Here is a 17,598-nt window from a genome sequence, read left to right on the forward strand (position 1 = left end):
TCACAACGTCCGGGAGCAGGAAGTTCCTCCCGGTCCGTGTCGTCCGCCGCAACCTTCAGCCCGGCTCGGGCGCCGCGGCCCGGGGCAGGGCCTCCACCGAGCAGCCAGCCCGGCGGGCCACCTCCAGCAGCAGCAGCTCCCGCTGGAGGCGCAGGTCCAGCCGCCGCCGCTGCTGGTGCTTCAGGAAGTGGAGGCCGTGGACCACCTCTCCCATCGTCGCCTCCCCCGAGGCCAGGCCCAGCAGCACGGCGCCCAGCGCTTCCTCCGCCACCGGCAGCAGTTGCTGCTCGTGTGCGCCCAGCCGCTTGTCCAGCGAGGCCAGCTCCACGAGCAACCGGTCCAGGTCGGGAGGCAGCCCGGCACCCCGGCCCGTGCGAGCGAGGATGAGGCCCGCCAGCGCCTCGCGGTCCAACCTTTCGTCCGGCGACCAGGGCGGCGGCGTCTCCCCTTCGAGGACATGGAAGTCCGGGTCCATCCGGCCCAGCCGCCCGAGCAGCTCCGAGCGCGCGTCCGCCAGCGCGACGAGCTCGCCGTCCGTGGCCAGGGCCTCCGCGTCGAGCACCACCCGCTCGTGCGAGAAGACCATCTCCGGAGGCGCCTCGGCGCTGAGCTGGATGAGCCGCTCCAGGAACTCGCGCACGCCCTCTTCAATCTCCCGCGCCTCGCGGTTGTGGCGCAGCCAGAGCTTGACCCGCGCCGGCTCCCTGCCCGGGGCTTCGAGGAAGCGCGCCAGGGACAGCTCCGGCGCGCGCTGGGGCGCGGCCTTCTCCGCCACCGGGCGCGGCGGGGCCATGAGGGGAGAGCCGGGCTCCAGCCCGCTCGCCTCCCCCACGCTCGCGGCGAGCAACAGGCAGAGGCACATCGGAATCGCGTCACGCAGGGCCATGGAAGCCTCCCATCCACCCGCCCACCGGGGCGTGGCACCGGGCGGTTGAGCAAGCCTCGCGCCAGACTCCGCACGGGCCCGTGGCACTCGGTACGGACGCAGGAACTGCGCCCCGCACCCGCTCGCGCGGACGCGGCGCAAAGCCTGCGCCGGCCGGAGGGCAGGCAGCCGCCGGACCCCTTCCGAAACGGCCGGCCAGGGTCCACCTCCCATGAGAGGCCCCCGCCACACTCCACCCTCGGGGCCTGGGTGAGGCATGGCCCGGGAAGCGGACTTCATCGAGCAGGACCGGGAGCGACTGCGCGTGGCCGTGGAGGCCACCGGCCTGGGCACCTGGGATTATGACCCGCGCACGGGCGCGCTGACCTGGGACGAGCGGGCCAGGGCCCTCTTCGGCCTGCCCGCCGGCACCCCCATGGGCCTGGAGGACTTCCTGCTGCGCGTGCACCCGGAGGACCGGGTGAGGACGCAGGCCGCGGTGCGGCAGGCACTGCAACCGGAGGGCAGCGGCCACTACTCGGTGGAGTACCGCATCCACACCAGCCGCGGGGGGCGCTGGGTGGCCGCCAACGGGCGGACGCTCTTCAATGGAGATGGCCGGCCCACGCGCTTCCTGGGCACCCTCGTGGACATCACCGAGCGGGTGAGGGAGCGCGTCGCGATGGAGCAGGCGCAGTTCCAGCGGGCGCGCCTGCTGGAGAGCATGTCGGACGGCTTCTACGCGTTCGACGGGCAGTGGCTCCTCACCGACGTGAATGCGCGGGCGGAGCAGATACTGGGGCTGCGGCGCGAGGAGAGCGTGGGGCGCACCTTCTGGGAGGTCTTCCCCGAGGCCCGCGGCTCGGAGCTGGAGGCGTACTACCGCCGCGTGCTCGCCCAGGGGACTCCCGAGTCCTTCGAGACGCTCTACGCTCCGTGGAACCGCTGGTTCGAGGTGCGCGCCCATCCGAGCGAGGACGGAGGCCTGTCCGTCTTCTTCCACGACATCACCGGGCGCAAGCACGAGCAGGCCGAGCGTGAACAGTTGCTGGGAGAGCACGAGCGGGCGGTGGAGGTGCTCCAGCACGGGGACGCGATGTTCGTCCTCGACCGACAGTTCCGCTTCATCATGGTGAACGAGAACCAGGAGCGCCTGTCGCGCACGCGGCGCGAGGAGACGCTGGGGCGCGTCTTCTGGGACCTGTTTCCCAGCATCGCCCGTCCCGACTCGAAGTACTGGGTGGAGTACCACCGCGTGGTGGAGGAGCGGGTGCCGGTCCGCTTCGACGCGTACTACCCTCCGCTCGACCTCTGGACGAGCGTCAGCGCCTACCCCACGCGCGAGGGCGGCATCGCCGTCTTCTTCCGGGACGTCACCGAGCAGAAGCGCGCGGAGCTGTTCCGCGACAGGCTGCTGGGCATCGTCGGTCATGACCTGCGCAACCCGCTGACCCACATCTCGCTCGCCACGCAGCTCCTCCTGCGGCGCGAGGAGATTGCCGAGCCGCTGCTCACGGGCGTGCGGCGCATCGCCACCAGCGCGGACCGGATGGCGCGGATGATTGACGACCTGCTGGACTTCACGCGGGCCTCGGTGGGCGGTGGCATTCCGTTGGAGCGGCGGCCCACGGACCTGTGCGCGCTGGTGCAGGACACCGTGGCCGAGTTCGAGCTGACGCACCCGGGCCGCGTGCGGCTGGCCTGCGCGCGCGGAGCCCATGCGGGCTCGTGGGACCCGGACCGGCTGGCGCAGGTGGTGTCCAACCTGGTGGGCAACGCGCTCGCGCACGGGGACGAGGTGTCCCCCGTGCATGTCACGGTGGGGGCGGAAGGCCCGGACGTGGTGCTGACCGTGCGCAACGCCGGGCGTCCCGTGCCCGCAGCGTTGCTGCCGCGCATCTTCGACCCGTTCAAGCAGGCGGGAGGAAACGGCGGCCGGCGGGGGCTGGGGCTGGGCCTCTACATCGTCCAGCAGCTCGTCCTGGCCCACGGCGGAGACATCACCGTCCACTCGTCCTCGGAGGAGGGCACCGTGTTCACGGTGCGCCTGCCGCTGACGCGCTCGGACGAGGCGGCGCTCCCGTAGCCGCCCGTTTGCGCCGGGGCGCGACTACCAGCTTCCGCTGGAGCCGCCGCCCGAGGAGCGCCCGCCGCCGAACGAGGAGCTGCTGCGGCTCGAGGAGCTGGAGGACGAGCTGGACCGGGTGCGGCGGGGCGTGGAGTGGCGCGACGTGGAGGTGTGGTGGCAGTGGTGGCAGTTGCGTGTCACCTCCACCTCGCCGCCATGGTCATACGTCGCGGCGCGCAGCGTCCGGCTCGTCTTCTTGACGGTGACGTAGTTGCACCTCTCGCAGCGCACGCGGAGGGTGAACAGCGCGCCATAGCGGTCCACGAGCGCGTCCTCGCACGGGCTGCACCACCAGACGTCGTAGTCCACCGAGCCCATCGACTCCTCGAGCCGCTGGCCCCGGTCGAGGTGGGCATCATCGGCGCGCTCGTCGAGCCGCACCCGGGGGTTGCCACACGTGTCGCACTTGCGCGGACGGCGGCGGTAGACGGCACGGCCGGCCAGGCCCGCCGCTCCGAGCACGCCCGCGCCTCCGGCGAGGATGCCAAGGCCCGATGGCGAGGAGGATTCCTCCATCGGCCGGTACACCTCCGGTTCGGGCGTGAAGACCGGAGCTCCCGTGTCGGCGACGGCGTCCGTGGTGTCCTGCGACTCCGTACCCGGGGAGGCCGCGCCGGGATTGTTCAGGCTCGAGTCCTCGATGAGCTCCTTCAAGCCCCGCGCCCCCTGGAGCACGGCGGCGTTCGGGTCCTTCCGCTTGAAGCCGGGGACCACCCCCTGTGCCATCACCGCGTCGCTGGCCTGCTGGTCGTCGGGCCCATCCACCCCGTCTCCGAGGATGATCTCCGCCTTGCGGTCGCCCACCGCGACGAAGAGCAGCACGCCGTCGTTCCGCCCCGCATGGCCGATGCCCCACCGGTTGAAGAGGGCCAGCGCGAACTCGCGCGAGGGGCGTCCCGACGTGGTGTCCACCACCACCACCGCGAGCTGGCCCCGTCCGCTGTCGTTCAGCTCGGTGCCAAGCCGGTCCACCTCCGCCTTCGTCTCCGGCGTGAGGACGCGGGACGACGTGTGGTCCACCACCCAGGTTCCCCGTGGCGGTCGGGGCACCTTCTCCACCGTGACGCCCAGGGCGGGAGTGCCCAGGGCGCAGAACAGGACCACCCAGCTCAGCCATGCGCGCATGGAGGTGGAATGTAGCAGAGCGCCTGCCTGCCCTGGAGGCGGGCCCGGGCGCGGACGTGCGCACATGGCGCTGGTGCCCCCGGCTCCCGAGCAGGCAGCCAGACGGGGGCCCCTCGTTCAGTGGGCGACGGGGGCGGTGCCCGCCTGCCCGGGCGTGCCCAAGGTGAACGGGCTGCTGAACCTCTATGGAGCGAGGAGACACGACGCATGGCTGGACCGCAGACCACGCCTGGGGCACCCGTGAAGAACCCGGAGCCAGGCCCGACGCCCGAGCGCGAGCCGCCCACACGCCAGCCTCCGGAAATCGAGCCGCCCACGCGCGCTCCTCCGGAAATCGAGCCACCCCAGCCGCCGGACATCACCCCGCCCGGCATCCATGATCCGCCGATGCCCACCACGCCGGGCAAGCCGGAGATCATCGCCTAGCGGCGCTCGGGGCCGTTCCCCTCCCCTCGCGAGGTGCCCAGCTTCTTCGAGGGAGCTTCGTCCCGAGGTGGGGACGGGAGGAGCGGAACATGCGAGGGCCCGATTTCCTGGACCGTTACGAGGGAGGCCGTGAGCTCGGGGCGCTCCTGCGTCAGTACGCGCATCGGCCGGACACGGTGGTGCTGGCGTTGCCGAGAGGAGGCGTGCCGGTGGCCTACGAGGTCGCGAAGGCGCTGGGCGCGCCGCTCGACGTGTTCCTCGTGCGCAAGCTGGGGGCGCCCTCGCATGAGGAGCTGGCCATGGGGGCCATCGCGTCCGGTGGCGTGCGCGTCATCAACCGCGAGGTGGTGGAGCAGCTGGACATCTCGCGGGAGGAAATCGACGCCACGGCGGAGCGCGAGGCGAGGGAGCTGCAGCGGCGGGAGGTGAAGTACCGCGATGGGCGCCCGCCTCCGGACGTGTACGGGCGCACCGTCATCCTGGTGGACGACGGCCTGGCCACGGGCACCACCATGCGTGCCGCGGTGGCCGCGCTCCGCCAGCAGGAGCCCGCCCGCATCGTGGTCGCCGTGCCGGTGGGTGCCGTCGAGTCGTGCGAGGACCTGGCGGCGGAGGCGGATGAGGTCCTCTGCGCCCGCCGGCCGGAGCCCTTCTACGCCGTGGGCCTGTGGTATCGCGACTTCGCGCAGACCTCGGATGAGGAGGTGCGGGAGCTGCTGACGCTCGCGTCCCTGGAGCGGCAGGCGGGGGCGGAGCAGCCCTCGGCACCGTGACGGCACTGCCCCCCGGGCCACGCCTCGGAGGGCCCGCCCTCCCGCCCGCCCTGCCTCCGGGGCGTCGTTTCGGAGGCCTCGTTGCAAGAGTCGGCAACCCCATTCCGGTTTAGGCTCGCGCGCCCGCACCGTATGCACGAGTCCCCCTCCCACCGACAGTTGCTCTTCGCCGTCCTCGGGGCCTCGGCCCTCGCCTCGCTCATCGCCTGGGTGAGCTGGCGCCTGGGCGCCGAGAGCCTCGCGGCCCGCGTCCTCACCCCGGCCGCCCTGGTGCTCGTCACCGCCGGCACGCTGGCCGTGCTGTGGACGCGCGCCTCGCGGCGCGCCCACCTGGAGCGCGAGGCCGCCCTGCGCAGCGCCACCGACGCCAGCGCCCTGCGCGAGGCCGTCATGGACGTCACCCCCGTGGGCTTCGCCTTCTTCGACCGCGAGCTGCGCTACGTCCACGTCAACACCGCGCTCGCCGCGATGAACGGCCTGCCCGCCGCCCGTCACCTCGGCCACCACGTCACCGAGGTGATGCCCGACCTGGGCCGGCTCCTCGCCCCCCAGCTCCAGCGGGCCCTCCAGACGGACGCCCCCATCCAGGACCCCTGCCTCCAGGTGGAGACCGCCGCCGCTCCTGGCGAGCCCCGCTTCTGGTTCGGCAGCTACTCGCGCGTGCGCGGCAGCGGCGGCGAGGTGCTCGGCGTCATCGCCGCCCTGTCCGAGCTCACCGAGCGCATGCGCGCCGAGCAGAGCCTCCAGGAGCACGAGGACCGGCTCGACGTCCTCACCCGCTCGCTGCCCGACTACCTCTGGGGCGGCAAGCTGCGCGGCGGCGTGCTGCGCGACTTCTATTGCACCCCCGTCATCGAGCGCACCACCGGCTACCCCGCCTCCGCCTTCGCCCAGCCCGGCCCCGACGGCGGCCCCCCGCCCCTCTGGGCGGAGATGGTCCACCCCGAGGACCGTGCCCGCTACCGCGCCTGCATCGAGGGGCTCGCGCCCGGCGCGGAGGTGGAGCTGGAGCACCGCCTCATCTGCTCCGACGGCCGCGTGCGCTGGGTGCGCAGCCGCGCCGCGGCTTCCGCGCTCGACTCGCAGCGTGAGCTGCACGTGGGCTGCGTCGTCACCGACGTCACCGACAGGCGCCTCGCTGACGACCTGCGCCAGCGCCTCCACGCCAGCTTCCGCCGCTCCGCCCAGGAGTGGCGCCGCACCTTCGACGCCGTCTCCTCGCCCCTCATCGTGCTCGGCGCGGACGGCATCATCCAGCGCCTCAACGCCGCCGCCATCGCCCTGTTCGACGGCCTGGACCCGTCCGGCCAGCCGCTGTCCACCGCGCCCCACTCGCCGCTGCGCGCCAGCGCCCTGCTCCTGGTGGAATTGCTGCGCCACACCCACGGCAGCGCCTCGCGCGAGGTGACGGACCCGCCGTCGCGCCGCGCATGGGAGCTGTCCGCGGCGTGGGTGGACGAGGCCGGCGGCGAGGACTCGCGCATCATCCTCGTGGCCACCGAAGTCACGCGCCTGATGGAGCTGCAGGCCCGCCTGCGCCGCCACGAGACGATGGCCGCCATGGGCGCCATCGTCGCCGGCGTGGCCCACGAGGTGCGCAACCCCCTCTTCTCCATCTCCGCCGTGGTGGACGCGGTGGAGGCGACGTTCGGCTCCCGCGCGGAGCTGCAGCCGTACCTGGAGGTGCTGCGCGGCGAGGTGAAGCGGCTCAACCACCTCACGCAGGAGTTGTTCGAGTACGGCCGCCCCACCCGCGGCGAGTGGGTGGACGGCCCCGTGCGGCCCGTCGTGGAGGACGCCCTGTCCGCGTGCGCGCTGGCCGCGGAGCAGGCCGGCGTGGCGGTGGTGCGCGAGGTGGCGGAGGAGTTGCCGCCGGTGCGCATGGACTCGCGGCGGCTGTTCCACGTCTTCCGCAACGTGGTGGAGAACGCGGTGCAGCACTCGCCCTCGGGCGCCACCGTGCGCGTGGCCACCGAGGCGGTGAAGGAGGAAGGGCGCGCGTGGGTGCGCTGCATCGTGCACGACGGCGGGCCGGGCTTCCGCGAGGATGACCTTCCCCACGTCTTCGAGCCCTTCTTCAGCAAGCGCCGCGGCGGCACCGGCCTGGGCCTGTCCATCGTCCAGCGCATCCTCGAGGAGCACCAGGGCACCATCCGCCTGCGCAACGCCGATACAGGAGGCGCCGAGGTGACGCTCCTCCTGCCGGCTGTTTCCTCGCCTCCGGCAACCCAATCCGTAGACTCCCTGGCCTCATGACGCGCACCCGCATCCTCCTGGTGGAAGACGAGCCCGGCATCCGGCTGGGCATGCGGGGCTTCCTCACCGCGCATGGGTTCGACGTGGACGAGGCCACCAGCATCGCCGAGGCGCAGGAGGCCTTCCGCACCACCCGCCCGGACGCGGCCGTGGTGGACTACCGCCTGCCGGACGGTACCGCGTTGCAGCTGCTACCGCGTCTCAAGGAGCTGGACGCGTCGGTGCCGCTGGTGGTGCTCACCGGCCATGGCTCCATCGAGCTGGCGGTGCAGGCCGTGAAGGAGGGCGCGGAGCAGTTCCTCACCAAGCCGGTGGAGCTGAGCGTCCTCAAGGTGGTGCTGGAGCGGCTGGTGGCGCAGCGGCGGGAGCGGCAGCGGCAGCTCGCGGACCGCTCGCGCACGGCGCACACCCCCATCAACCCCTTCATCGGCACCAGCGCCGCCATCCGCGTCCTCCAGGACCAGGCCGAGCGCGTGCGGCAGAGCGACGCCCCGGTGCTCATCACCGGCGAGACGGGCAGCGGCAAGAGCGTGCTCGCGCGCTGGCTGCACGAGGGCGGCCCCCGCGCGGACGCGCCCTTCGTGGACCTCAACTGCGCGGCGCTGTCCAAGGAGCTGCTCGACTCGGAGCTGTTCGGCCACGAGAAGGGCGCCTTCACCGGCGCCGTCAGCGCCAAGCAGGGCCTGCTGGAAGTCGCCGACCAGGGCACCCTCTTCCTGGACGAGATTGGCGACATGGACGTGGCCGTCCAGCCCAAGCTGCTGAAGGTGCTGGAGGAGAAGCGCTTCCGGCGGCTGGGCGACGTGCGCGACCGGCGCGTGGACGTGCGCCTCATCGCCGCCACCCATCAAGACCTGGGCGCCGCCGCGCGCGAGAAGCGCTTCCGCAGCGACCTCTACTTCCGCATCAGCACCCTCATCCTCCACGTGCCCGCCCTGCGCGAGCGCCCGGAGGACATCCCCGCCATCGCCCACCACTTCCTGGAGGAGCTGGGCCGGGCGCGCGGCCGGGGCGCCGTGGGCTTGCAGACCGACGCGGAGGCCGCCCTGGTGCGCTACCCCTGGCCCGGCAACATCCGCGAGCTGCGCAACGTGCTGGAGCGCGCCCTGCTGCTGTCCGGCGGCGGCCCGCTGTCCCGGAATGACCTGCGCTTCGAGGCCCCCGCCGAGGAGTCCGGCGCCGAGGAGGACCTCACCCTGGAGGAGCTGGAGCGCCGCCACATCGAGCGCGTGCTGCGCCGCGAGAATGGCCACGTGGAGCGCGCCGCCGCCCGGCTCGGCATCCCCCGCTCCTCCCTCTATGAGCGGCTAAAACGTTTGGGCATCAACCGGTCTGGATTCCAGAAATCGGATCCATAACCCGGACAGGGCCGGGCAGGCAGCCGGGTCTCGCCGCGCAAGTACCGGAAATCCCAACGCATCGGGGGCACTTCGGACCCTGGCCCCGGGCTTGCTGACGGCCCGGACGTGGACCGGAACCTCCTGATAGTCGATGACGAGTCGTCCCTCTGCTGGGTGCTGGGGCAGTTCTTCGCCAGCGCCGGTTACCGGGTGGACTCGGCGCAGGCGCTCGACGAGGCGCTCGATTTGATGACGACGGGCCGCTACGACCTGGTCATCAGCGACTTGCGCCTGAGCGGGACGCAGTCCGAGGAGGGGCTGATGCTGGCGGACTTCGTGCGCCGCTTCTCGCCGGACACCCGGGTGGTGCTGCTCACCGCGTTCGCCACGCAGGAGATTACGGAGAAGGCGCGCGAATTGGGGGTGGATCTGGTACTGCCAAAGCCCCAGCCGCTGCCGGCGCTGGCACGGCACGTGTCCCAACTCCTCACCCCGGAGCGGTGAGCACATGGATGGCCACTGCACTCCTGAGACAGAAGTCATTCCCCCCGACACCACGGACGTGGGCTCCATCGCCTCGTTCTCCGTGAGGTGGCGCGGGCTGCGGCGGCGGGCCGCGGCGCTGGTGGGACTGGTGCTGGCGCTCGCGGTGCCCGGCGGCGTGGCGCTGGCCCAGCCGGCGGCGTCGCAGGCCATCGACGTGCAGCAGTACAAGCCGGGCCCGGGCTCCTTCGACGTGCTCGGCCTGCACGGCGCGCGTGTGGGGCCGCACCTGGGCTGGAACCTGGGGCTGTCGCTCAACTACTCGGACGACCCGCTCAACTTCCTGGACCCGCGCCAGGACACGTTCGTCTACCGCATCGTCGACAGCCAGCTCACGCTGGACGTCATGGGCGCCATCGCCCTCTACGACAGGCTGGAGCTGGGCATGTCGCTGCCCGTCTCCGCCACCACGTCCGAGCCGTCCGGCGCCGTTGCCCCCAGCCTCGCCAACGGGGTGAACGCCACGGGCGTGGGCGACTTGCGGCTGGTGCCCAAGGTGCGGCTGCTGTCCACCGAAGGCGGCCTGCACCTGGCCGTGGCGGCGCCGGTGACGCTGCCCACGGCGGGGGGCTCGAAGTACCTGGGCGCGGACGGCCTGACGTTCCAGCCGCGGCTGGTGGCCGAGTGGGCCGGCACGTCGCTGCGGCTGCTGGCCAACGTGGGCCTCAACCTGCGGCGCGAGGCGCAGCTGCGCAACCTGCGCGTGGGCAACGAGCTGGCCTACGGCGTGGGCGTGGACGTGCCGCTGACGCAGAAGCTGTCCGCGGAGGGCTCGCTCGCGGGCGCGCTGGGGCTGAAGGAGACGAACACGGAGGAGCGGCCGCTGGAGCTGCTGGCCGCGCTGAAGTACCGCTTCCTGGAGGGGCTGGCCGCGCACGTGGGCGCCGGGCCGGGCCTCACCCGGGGCTACGGCACGCCGGGCTTCCGCGTGCTCGCGGGGCTGGCGTGGACGCCCTCCGCCTCCGGCGCTCCGGCGGCGCCGGCCGCGTGCGCGCTGGGGCCCGAGGACTTCGACGGCTTCCAGGACGAGGACGGCTGCCTCGACGCGGACGACGACGGCGACGGCATCCTCGACGGCCCGGACGTGTGCCCGGGCGAGGCGGAGACACGCAACGGCTTCCAGGACGCGGACGGCTGCCCCGACGACCCGAGGGCCTGGGAGCCGGTGGCGGCGGAGGGCCAGCCCGTCGAGCCTCCCGCGCCGCTGGCGCTGCCGCCCGGGGCGGTGGACTCGGACGGGGACGGGCTGCTGGACGTGGAGGACCGGTGCCCGAAGGCGCCCGAGGACCTGGACGGCTTCGAGGACGGAGATGGCTGCCCCGAGGCGGACAATGACCGCGACGGCGTGGCGGATGCGCAGGACGCGTGCCCGCTGGAGGCCGAGGTCATCAACGGCGCGAAGGACGACGACGGGTGCCCGGACAAGGGGAAGACGCAGGTGCGCGTGGAGGGCTCGCGCATCGTCATCCTCGACAAGGTGTACTTCGCCACGGGCAAGGACGTCATCCTCGCGAAGTCCTACCCGCTGCTGGCGCAGGTGGCGTCGGTGCTCAAGGCCAACCCGCAGCTGGAGCAGGTGCGCGTGGAGGGCCACACGGACGACCAGGGCTCCGACGTGAAGAACCTGGACCTGTCCCAGCGCCGCGCCAACAACGTGAAGGCCTTCCTGGTGAAGGAGGGCATCGCCGCCCAGCGGCTGGAGGCGGTGGGCCACGGCGAGACGAAGCCGGTGGACACCAACCAGACGGCGAAGGGACGCGAGAACAACCGCCGCGTCGAGTTCAACATCGTGAAGGTCGCCGAGCCCTCGGCGGAGGAAGGGACGCCGTGAAGCGGACTGCTCCGTGGATGATGGCGCTGGTGCTGCTCGCCTCCCCTGCCCTGGCGGCGGACGCCGGGGCGCCGTGTGGGGGCCTGCGCTTCTCGGGCGGGCGAATCGAGACGGGCCGACCGCTCGCGCCGAAGGGGCCGGAGACGACGGCCTGCCTCCAGCACGTGGCCGAGGCGCTGAAGGCGCGGCCCGCCATCCGCTCGGTGACGGTGGCTGCGCGGCTGCCGGACGTGGAGCGGCTGGAGGGCCAGGGCCTCGCGGTGGCGAAGGCCGCGGCGGAGGTGCTGGTGGCCGCGGGCCTGCCGCGCACGCGCGTGTCGGCGGTGGCGCCGCCGTCCATGCCGGGAGAGCCGGGGCAGCTCCAGCTCGCCTACGTCGAGCGGCCCGCGCAGCCGGCGGTGGCGCGCGTGCGTGCGGCCAGTGGCGACGTGTCCGCGGGGCCGGCTCCGGCGGAGCTGCGGCCGAGGACGGTGGGTGACGCGCTCTACACCGGCGAGCTGTTCGACACGGGCCCCGCGGCGCGCGCGGAGCTGGTGCTCGCGGATGGCAGCGCGGTGCGGGTGATGGAGGGCAGCCTGGTGCGGCTGGGCTCCGTCGAGCTGATGGCGAACCTGCGGCGCAAGGTGGAGCTGGAGCTGCTGCGGGGCACGGTGGAGACCACCGCGGCGCCCGGCGGCGAGGGCTCCGTCTTCGAGGTCCGCACGCGCGGCGCGGTGGCCGGCGTGCGCGGCACCCACTTCCGGGTGACGGCGCAGGAGGACGGCACCCACCGGCTGGAGACGCTGGAGGGCCGGGTGGGGCTGATTGCCAAGAAGGGCGACCTGGACGTCGTCGGGGGCTATGGCTCGCGCGCGATGCCGGACTCCGCGCCGGAGCCCGTCCGGCCGCTGCTGGTGGCCCCCACGCTGGCGGACCCGCGGGGCGGCACCTTCCGCGCGGCGCCCCGGCTGTCGTGGTGGACGGTGCCGGGGGCGAAGACGTACCGCGTGGAGCTGGCGCGGACGGCGGACTTCGCCGCGGGCGTGCAGACGTACCCGTCCCAGGGCACCGAGCTGGAGGTGCCGGGCTCCCACGAGGGCAAGTGGTTCTGGCGGGTGCTGGCGGTGGACGCGGACGGCTTCGTCGGCTTCCCGTCGAAGATCTTCGCCTTCGACGTCCGGCCCTGAGCCGTATGATGGCGGGGCCCCGCTCCTGACGGTCTCCGCCGATGACGCCCCAGCCTCCCCAGCCTTCCGTCGACGCCCGCCCCGGGCGCCCCCGCACCGCGGTGTGGCGGGTGCTGGGCGCGCTGGTGGGGCTGACGCTCGCGGGCGTGACGGCGGCGACGGGCGGCGCGCCGGGCTTCCTCGAGCACGGAATCTATGACGCGGCGGTGAGCCGGTGGCTCCCCGGCGTGCCCACGAGCGCGGACCTGGTGCTGGTGGAGGTGGATGACCGGACGCTGGCGACGCTGGGGGAGCGCTGGCCGCTGTCCCGCGCGACGTGGGCCCGGGCCTTCCGCGCGCTGGCGGCGCAGCGCCCCGCGGCGGTGGCGGTGGACGTGGTGTTCGACCAGCCCGGGCCGCGCGACGCGCTGGACCTGGGGGACGAGGTGCTGGAGGCCCTCCAGGACTCGGGGCTCGCGGCCCAGCCCGCGGGGGCCGCGCTGGTGGCGCGGCTGGAGACCCGGCTGCATGCGGCGGACGGGGATGCCCGGATGGCCGAGGCGCTCTCGGAGGGCAGCGGCGTCATCCTCGGCGCGGCGGCGCTGACGGGCGACGTCCCGGTGATGGCTCCCTTGGAGGATGGCGCTCCGGGGGCGCCGCTGGCCCTGCCGGTTCCCGTGGAGGCGCTGCGGCTCCAGGCCCCGGCGGTGGCGGGGAGCATCGCCCCGCTGCGCATGGCGGCGCGAGGCAGCGGCACCCTGAACATGCTGGTGGACGATGACGGCGTCATCCGCCGCTATCCCTACGCCGTGAATGTGGGCGGCCGGGCGTGGCCGTCCCTGGCGCTGGCCACCGCGCTGCACCTGATGCCCGAGCGGGCCACGTCGCTGCTGGCGATGGCCGCGCTCGACGACGGGGCGCCGCTGATGCGGCTGCCCGCCCCGGAGTGGCTGCCCCGGGTGAGCCTGGCGGACGTGCTGACGGCGGAGCCGGGCTCGGTGGGGCTGGACCTGGCGCTGCGCGGGAAGACGCTCTTCGTGGGCGTCACCGCGACGGGGCTGCACGGCCAGAGCACGCTGCCCGGCCTGGTGGCGGTGCCCGGCGTGGAGATTCACGCCTTCGCCCTGGACAACCTCCGCGCGCGGCGGCTGCTGCGCTCGTCGGGGGTGGTGGCGCTGACGGGCGTGCTGGAGACGGCGGCGGTGCTGCTGGCCTTCGCGCTGCTCTGCCGCCGCGCGCGCTCCCTGCGCGCGGTGGTGGGCCTGGCGCTGCTGCTGGCGGTGCTGCACGGCGGCCTCGTCGGCTGGCTGGCGGCGGACCCGGGCTGGGTGGTGCCGCTGGTGCCCGCGTGGGCGGGGCTGGCGCTGATGCTGCTGGTGGACGCCGTGGCGCGCGGGGAGGAACTGGGCCGGCAGCGCAGCGCCCTGCGCCGGCTGTTCTCCCGCTATCCGCAGGCGCCGTCCTGAGCGGCGCGCCTGCCTGAATGCTTCGGCCACCGGAGTTCCGTGGCAGCATCCTTGAGACATGGCTCCGTACGTCCTCATCGCCGAGCCCGACCCGGGCCGGGCCGCCTTCCTCGTCGCCCTCCTCCGGGGAGAGGGGCTGGAGGCGGTGCCGGCTCGTGACGGCGCGGAGGCGCAGGAGGTGGTGCGCCAGCGCGGCGCGCCCCGGTTGCTCATCACCGACCTGGCCCTGCCCCGGGTGGACGGCTTCGCCCTGCTGACGTGGCTGCGCGAGCGCGAGGACGCGGCCGCGACGCAGGTGGTGGTGGTGACGGCCTTCGACGAGCTGCGTGTGCGCGCCTGGCAGCTCAAGGACGTGCTGGGCATCCACTCGCTCCTGAGCCGCCGCGCCACGCCGGAGCTGGTGCGGGACACGGTGAGGCGGGTGCTGGAAGGCCAGCGCTCCACCCTCCCGGACCTGACGGAGCCGGCCGCCGAGCAGGAGCGCCAGCGACTGGCGCGCATCGAGTCGATGCGGCTGGTGGACGAGGGACCTCCGGACGAGGAGCTGCAGCAGCTGGTCGCCGAGGTGGCGCAGGCCTTCGGGGTGCCGGTGGCGCTGCTGTCGCTGGTGCTGGGAGACAGGCAGTGGTTCAAGGCGCACGTGGGGCTGCCGCCGTCGCTCGCGCGGGACAGGGGAACGCCCCGGGACTGGGCCTTCTGCCACCACGTGGTGCAGGGCCGAGAGTCGCTGGTGGTGCCGGACGCCACGCGCCACCCGGTGTTCCGCGACAACCCGCTGGTGCGCGACGGAATCGTCGGCAGCTATGCGGGCGCGCCGCTGCTGACGTCCACGGGCGAGGTGCTGGGCTCGCTGTGCGTCATCGACACGCGGCCGCTGGTGCTCGGCGCGGAGGACCTGGCGGCCCTGCGCGAGCTGGCCCGGCGCGTGGCGGAGGACCTGGAGCAGAAGGGGCGCCTGCGGCAGGGAGCCCAGGCCCCGGACGTGGCGCGCGCAACCCCGGAGCCCGCCCTCACGGAGGCCACGGCGCTGGCGCTGCTGCGAGACGCGGTGCAGGCGGTGGACGTGCCGGTGCTGCTGGTGGCCCCGGGACGGCGGCCGTACGCGGGCAACGGCGCGCTGTCGGAGTGGCTGGGCCTGCCGGCGGAGCGACTCTCCGGCATGACGCTGGAGGCCTTCTGCCAGCACGTGGCGGGGCTGACGGCGGACCCGGCGGCCGCGCTGCGGCAGCTCGACCTGGCCTCCGAGTCCTCGCGCGGGCTGCACCTCACCCTGGCCCTGGAGCGTCCCCAGCCCCGGCGGCTGCGGTGGGTGGCACGGCCCTTCCCGGTGCCCGGCGGCATGGCGCAGATGCTGACGCTCGTGGACGTCGGGGGCGCGCGCTCTCCGCGAGAGGAGCGGGAGCGACTGCTGCGCGTGGACGCGCTGACGGGCCTGGACACGCGGCGCGCGGGCGAGGAGCGGCTGCTGCGTGAGATTGGCCGCTGCCGGCGGGACGGGCTGCCCTTCAGCCTGCTGCTGGTGGACCTGGTGGGGCTGGGCCGGCTCAACGCCACCCGGGGCTTCGACGCCGGGGATGCCGTGCTGCGCGACGTGGCGCGCCGGCTGGAGGACGTGTGCGCGCGCTCCGGGTTCGCCGTGCGCTGGGAGGGAGGCACGCTGCTGGGGGCGCTGCCCGGCGTGGATGCCACGGGCGCGGAGGGCCTGCGCCAGCAGTTCCAGGCCGCGCAGGGGGCGCCGGAGGTGGTGTCCGCCACTGTCACCGTCGAGGGCGAGGAGGACCCGCAGCGCACCCTCTCGCGGGCCCAGGCGGCGCTGGTCCGGGCGAAGGCGGAGCACCGGGCGGCGCACCCGGGGTGAGCCGGCCCGCGGACCGGTGTATGAAGGGAGGGCTTCCGCACGTCTCACGGAAGCGGAGCCCGCATGTCCTCGTCCGCCGTGCCCGACCGACTCCAGCTGCCCTTCCACTTCGACGCGGCCCGGCTCCAGGAGGACCTGGCACGGCTGGGCCCCGACATCTGGGTGCCGCACTTCAACAAGCGCTACTACGAGGGTGAGTGGAGCGGCGTGCCCCTGCGCTCCATTGGCGGCATGGAGGGGCGCATCTACCCCGACCCCACCGGCAGGGAGCGCTACGCGGACACGCCGCTGCTCGCGCGGTGCCCCGCCTTCCAGGAAACGCTGTCCGCGTTCCAGTGCCCCATCGGCTCGGCGCGGCTGCTGAAGCTCGCGGCGGGGGCCGTCATCCGCGAGCACACCGACTACAACCTGGGCTTCGCGGACGGCGAGGTGCGGCTCCACATCCCCATCGTCACCCACCCGGACGTGGCCTTCTTCCTCGCGGGAAGGCGCGTGGTGCTCCAGCCCGGCGAGTGCTGGTACCTCGACTTCAACCTCCCCCACCGGGTGGAGAACCCCAGCGACACGGACCGCGTCCACCTGGTGCTGGACTGCGTGGTGGATGACTGGCTGCGCGCCGTCTTCGCCCGGGCCACCGCCCATGCCGCTTGAGGACTTCGAGCGCTTCCGCCGGCTCGTCCTCGAGGACGTGATGCTGCAGGAGGCGCTGAAGGAGACGGCGGACGTGTCGGCCTTCCTCGCGCTGGCGCGGAGGCTGGGCGCCGAGCGCGGGTGTCACTTCACCGAGGAGGAGCTGCGCGAGGCCATGCGCGCCGCCCGCCGGACGTGGCGGGAGCACTGGGTATGAGCGACGGGCCGGACGACGCGCGGCTGGAGGGCTGGGCGCCCTGTCGCGTCTTCTTCGCGGACGGCGCGCCGCGCGTGGAGTGGTGCCACCTGGGAGCGCAGCGCTTCACGGACCCGTTCTTCGACCAGACGCTGGAGCGCCGGCTCCGCCATCCCTTCGCCCTGCTCTTCCGGCACCAGACCTCCATGGAGGACCTGGTGCGGCGCCACGCGGCGCGGCCCGGGCTGCCGGTGCGAGGGCTCGTGTTCCACATGTCCCGCTGCGGCTCCACGCTGGTGGCGCAGCTGCTGGCGGCGCTCCCTCGCCACATCGTCCTGTCCGAGGCCGGGCCCGTGGACACGGTGCTGCGCGCCCACCTGCGCGTGCCCGGCATCACGGACGCGCAGCGGATTGCGTGGCTGCGGGCGGTGGTGGGGGCGCTCGGTCAGCGGCGCTTCCCCGAGGAGGAGGCGGTGTTCCTCAAGCTGGACGCGTGGCACGTGCTGGAGTTGCCACTGCTCCAGCGCGCCTTTCCGGGTGTGCCGTGGCTCTTCCTCTACCGGGAGCCGGTGGAGGTCATGGCGTCGCACCAGAACCACCGGGGCGCGCACATGCTTCCGGGCCCCCTGGAGCCCGCGCTGCTCGGGCTGGAGGCCGGGGCGTTGGAGGGGATGCGGCTGGAGGAGTACGGGGCCCGGGTCCTGGCCCGCCTGTGCGAGGCGGGGCTGCGGGGCTACCGGGAGCGACAGAGTCCGGCACGGCTGCTGGACTACCGGCGGATTGCGACGGACGGCGCGGCGCTCCTCTCGGACCTCTTCGGCCTGGAGCTGACGCCGGAGGACGTCGAGCGCCTGCGTGTCGCGGCGGAGCGGGACGCGAAGAACCCCGTGGTGAACTTCGCGGACGATGCCGAGGAGAAGGCGCGCAGAATCTCGGACGTGTCGCGAGAGATGGCGGAGCGCTACCTCCGCCCCGTCTACGACGCCCTGGAGGCCGAGCGCCTCCGGGGGTGAACG

The 17,598-nt window shown here is 73.8% G+C and carries 15 protein-coding genes; 13 read left to right on the forward strand and 2 right to left on the reverse strand.

Going from position 1 to position 17,598, the window contains the following annotated elements; translation table 11 throughout:
* Positions 1-55: 55 nt before the first annotated feature.
* Positions 56-886, reverse strand: a complete 831-nt coding sequence (locus ACX9TP_RS28045; protein ID WP_482973695.1) for a hypothetical protein — start codon at positions 884-886, stop codon at positions 56-58.
* Positions 887-1,142: 256 nt separating this feature from the next.
* On the opposite strand from ACX9TP_RS28045, the gene ACX9TP_RS28050 reads away from it, so the two are divergent.
* Positions 1,143-2,951, forward strand: coding sequence for a sensor histidine kinase (locus tag ACX9TP_RS28050; protein WP_482973696.1), 1,809 nt, complete (start codon positions 1,143-1,145; stop codon positions 2,949-2,951).
* Between the two features lie 24 nt (positions 2,952-2,975).
* On the opposite strand, the gene ACX9TP_RS28055 is transcribed toward ACX9TP_RS28050, so the two are convergent.
* Complete coding sequence (locus tag ACX9TP_RS28055) at positions 2,976-4,118, reverse strand: TPM domain-containing protein (protein WP_482973697.1); 1,143 nt, start codon at positions 4,116-4,118, stop codon at positions 2,976-2,978.
* A 207-nt stretch (positions 4,119-4,325) separates the two neighbouring features.
* On the opposite strand from ACX9TP_RS28055, the gene ACX9TP_RS28060 reads away from it, so the two are divergent.
* The 12 genes from ACX9TP_RS28060 to ACX9TP_RS28115 all read left to right on the forward strand — a co-directional run bounded on the left by ACX9TP_RS28060 (position 4,326) and on the right by ACX9TP_RS28115 (position 17,595).
* Positions 4,326-4,544, forward strand: coding sequence for a hypothetical protein (locus ACX9TP_RS28060; protein ID WP_482973698.1), 219 nt, complete (start codon positions 4,326-4,328; stop codon positions 4,542-4,544).
* An 89-nt stretch (positions 4,545-4,633) separates the two neighbouring features.
* Complete coding sequence (locus ACX9TP_RS28065) at positions 4,634-5,317, forward strand: phosphoribosyltransferase (protein ID WP_482973699.1); 684 nt, start codon at positions 4,634-4,636, stop codon at positions 5,315-5,317.
* 132 nt (positions 5,318-5,449) lie between these two features.
* Complete coding sequence (locus ACX9TP_RS28070) at positions 5,450-7,573, forward strand: PAS domain-containing sensor histidine kinase (RefSeq protein ID WP_482973700.1); 2,124 nt, start codon at positions 5,450-5,452, stop codon at positions 7,571-7,573.
* Positions 7,570-8,931, forward strand: coding sequence for a sigma-54-dependent transcriptional regulator (locus ACX9TP_RS28075; RefSeq protein ID WP_482973701.1), 1,362 nt, complete (start codon positions 7,570-7,572; stop codon positions 8,929-8,931). Before ACX9TP_RS28070 ends, ACX9TP_RS28075 begins: the two co-directional genes overlap by 4 nt.
* A gap of 108 nt (positions 8,932-9,039) precedes the next feature.
* Positions 9,040-9,417, forward strand: a complete 378-nt coding sequence (locus ACX9TP_RS28080; protein ID WP_482973702.1) for a response regulator — start codon at positions 9,040-9,042, stop codon at positions 9,415-9,417.
* A gap of 4 nt (positions 9,418-9,421) precedes the next feature.
* Positions 9,422-11,287 (forward strand): OmpA family protein, encoded by a 1,866-nt coding sequence (locus ACX9TP_RS28085; RefSeq protein WP_482973703.1) that lies wholly within the window; start codon positions 9,422-9,424, stop codon positions 11,285-11,287.
* Positions 11,284-12,453 carry a FecR family protein gene (locus ACX9TP_RS28090; RefSeq protein WP_482973704.1) on the forward strand — a complete coding sequence of 390 codons (1,170 nt, stop codon included), beginning with the start codon at positions 11,284-11,286 and terminating at the stop codon, positions 12,451-12,453. Before ACX9TP_RS28085 ends, ACX9TP_RS28090 begins: the two co-directional genes overlap by 4 nt.
* Before the next feature lie 41 nt (positions 12,454-12,494).
* Positions 12,495-13,898, forward strand: coding sequence for a CHASE2 domain-containing protein (locus ACX9TP_RS28095; RefSeq protein WP_482973705.1), 1,404 nt, complete (start codon positions 12,495-12,497; stop codon positions 13,896-13,898).
* Between the two features lie 58 nt (positions 13,899-13,956).
* A complete protein-coding gene (locus tag ACX9TP_RS28100; RefSeq protein ID WP_482973706.1) occupies positions 13,957-15,756 on the forward strand; it encodes a GGDEF domain-containing response regulator in 1,800 nt (599 codons plus the stop codon).
* 63 nt (positions 15,757-15,819) lie between these two features.
* Entirely contained in the window at positions 15,820-16,407 is a 588-nt protein-coding gene (locus ACX9TP_RS28105; protein ID WP_482973707.1) for an aspartyl/asparaginyl beta-hydroxylase domain-containing protein, read from the forward strand.
* Complete coding sequence (locus ACX9TP_RS28110; RefSeq protein ID WP_482973708.1) at positions 16,397-16,603, forward strand: Nif11-like leader peptide family natural product precursor; 207 nt, start codon at positions 16,397-16,399, stop codon at positions 16,601-16,603. The genes ACX9TP_RS28105 and ACX9TP_RS28110 overlap by 11 nt, the downstream gene beginning before the upstream one ends.
* On the forward strand, positions 16,600-17,595 hold the full coding sequence (locus ACX9TP_RS28115) for a sulfotransferase family protein (protein WP_482973709.1): 996 nt from the start codon (positions 16,600-16,602) through the stop codon (positions 17,593-17,595). Before ACX9TP_RS28110 ends, ACX9TP_RS28115 begins: the two co-directional genes overlap by 4 nt.
* Positions 17,596-17,598 lie beyond the last annotated feature (3 nt).

This window comes from Pyxidicoccus sp. M15 (genome assembly GCF_056858435.1).

Excerpts from the sequence above, each read along its gene's own strand:
- ACX9TP_RS28075 (WP_482973701.1), top strand. The coding sequence starts at position 7,570 with ATGACGCGCACCCGCATCCTCCTGGTGGAAGACGAGCCCGGCATCCGG.
- ACX9TP_RS28115 (WP_482973709.1), top strand. The coding sequence starts at position 16,600 with ATGAGCGACGGGCCGGACGACGCGCGGCTGGAGGGCTGGGCGCCCTGT.
- ACX9TP_RS28060 (WP_482973698.1), top strand. The coding sequence starts at position 4,326 with ATGGCTGGACCGCAGACCACGCCTGGGGCACCCGTGAAGAACCCGGAG.
- ACX9TP_RS28050 (WP_482973696.1), top strand. The coding sequence starts at position 1,143 with ATGGCCCGGGAAGCGGACTTCATCGAGCAGGACCGGGAGCGACTGCGC.
- ACX9TP_RS28065 (WP_482973699.1), top strand. The coding sequence starts at position 4,634 with ATGCGAGGGCCCGATTTCCTGGACCGTTACGAGGGAGGCCGTGAGCTC.
- ACX9TP_RS28105 (WP_482973707.1), top strand. The coding sequence starts at position 15,820 with ATGTCCTCGTCCGCCGTGCCCGACCGACTCCAGCTGCCCTTCCACTTC.
- ACX9TP_RS28100 (WP_482973706.1), top strand. The coding sequence starts at position 13,957 with ATGGCTCCGTACGTCCTCATCGCCGAGCCCGACCCGGGCCGGGCCGCC.
- ACX9TP_RS28095 (WP_482973705.1), top strand. The coding sequence starts at position 12,495 with ATGACGCCCCAGCCTCCCCAGCCTTCCGTCGACGCCCGCCCCGGGCGC.
- ACX9TP_RS28085 (WP_482973703.1), top strand. The coding sequence starts at position 9,422 with ATGGATGGCCACTGCACTCCTGAGACAGAAGTCATTCCCCCCGACACC.
- ACX9TP_RS28110 (WP_482973708.1), top strand. The coding sequence starts at position 16,397 with ATGCCGCTTGAGGACTTCGAGCGCTTCCGCCGGCTCGTCCTCGAGGAC.
- ACX9TP_RS28055 (WP_482973697.1), bottom strand. The coding sequence starts at position 4,118 with ATGCGCGCATGGCTGAGCTGGGTGGTCCTGTTCTGCGCCCTGGGCACT.
- ACX9TP_RS28045 (WP_482973695.1), bottom strand. The coding sequence starts at position 886 with ATGGCCCTGCGTGACGCGATTCCGATGTGCCTCTGCCTGTTGCTCGCC.
- ACX9TP_RS28070 (WP_482973700.1), top strand. The coding sequence starts at position 5,450 with ATGCACGAGTCCCCCTCCCACCGACAGTTGCTCTTCGCCGTCCTCGGG.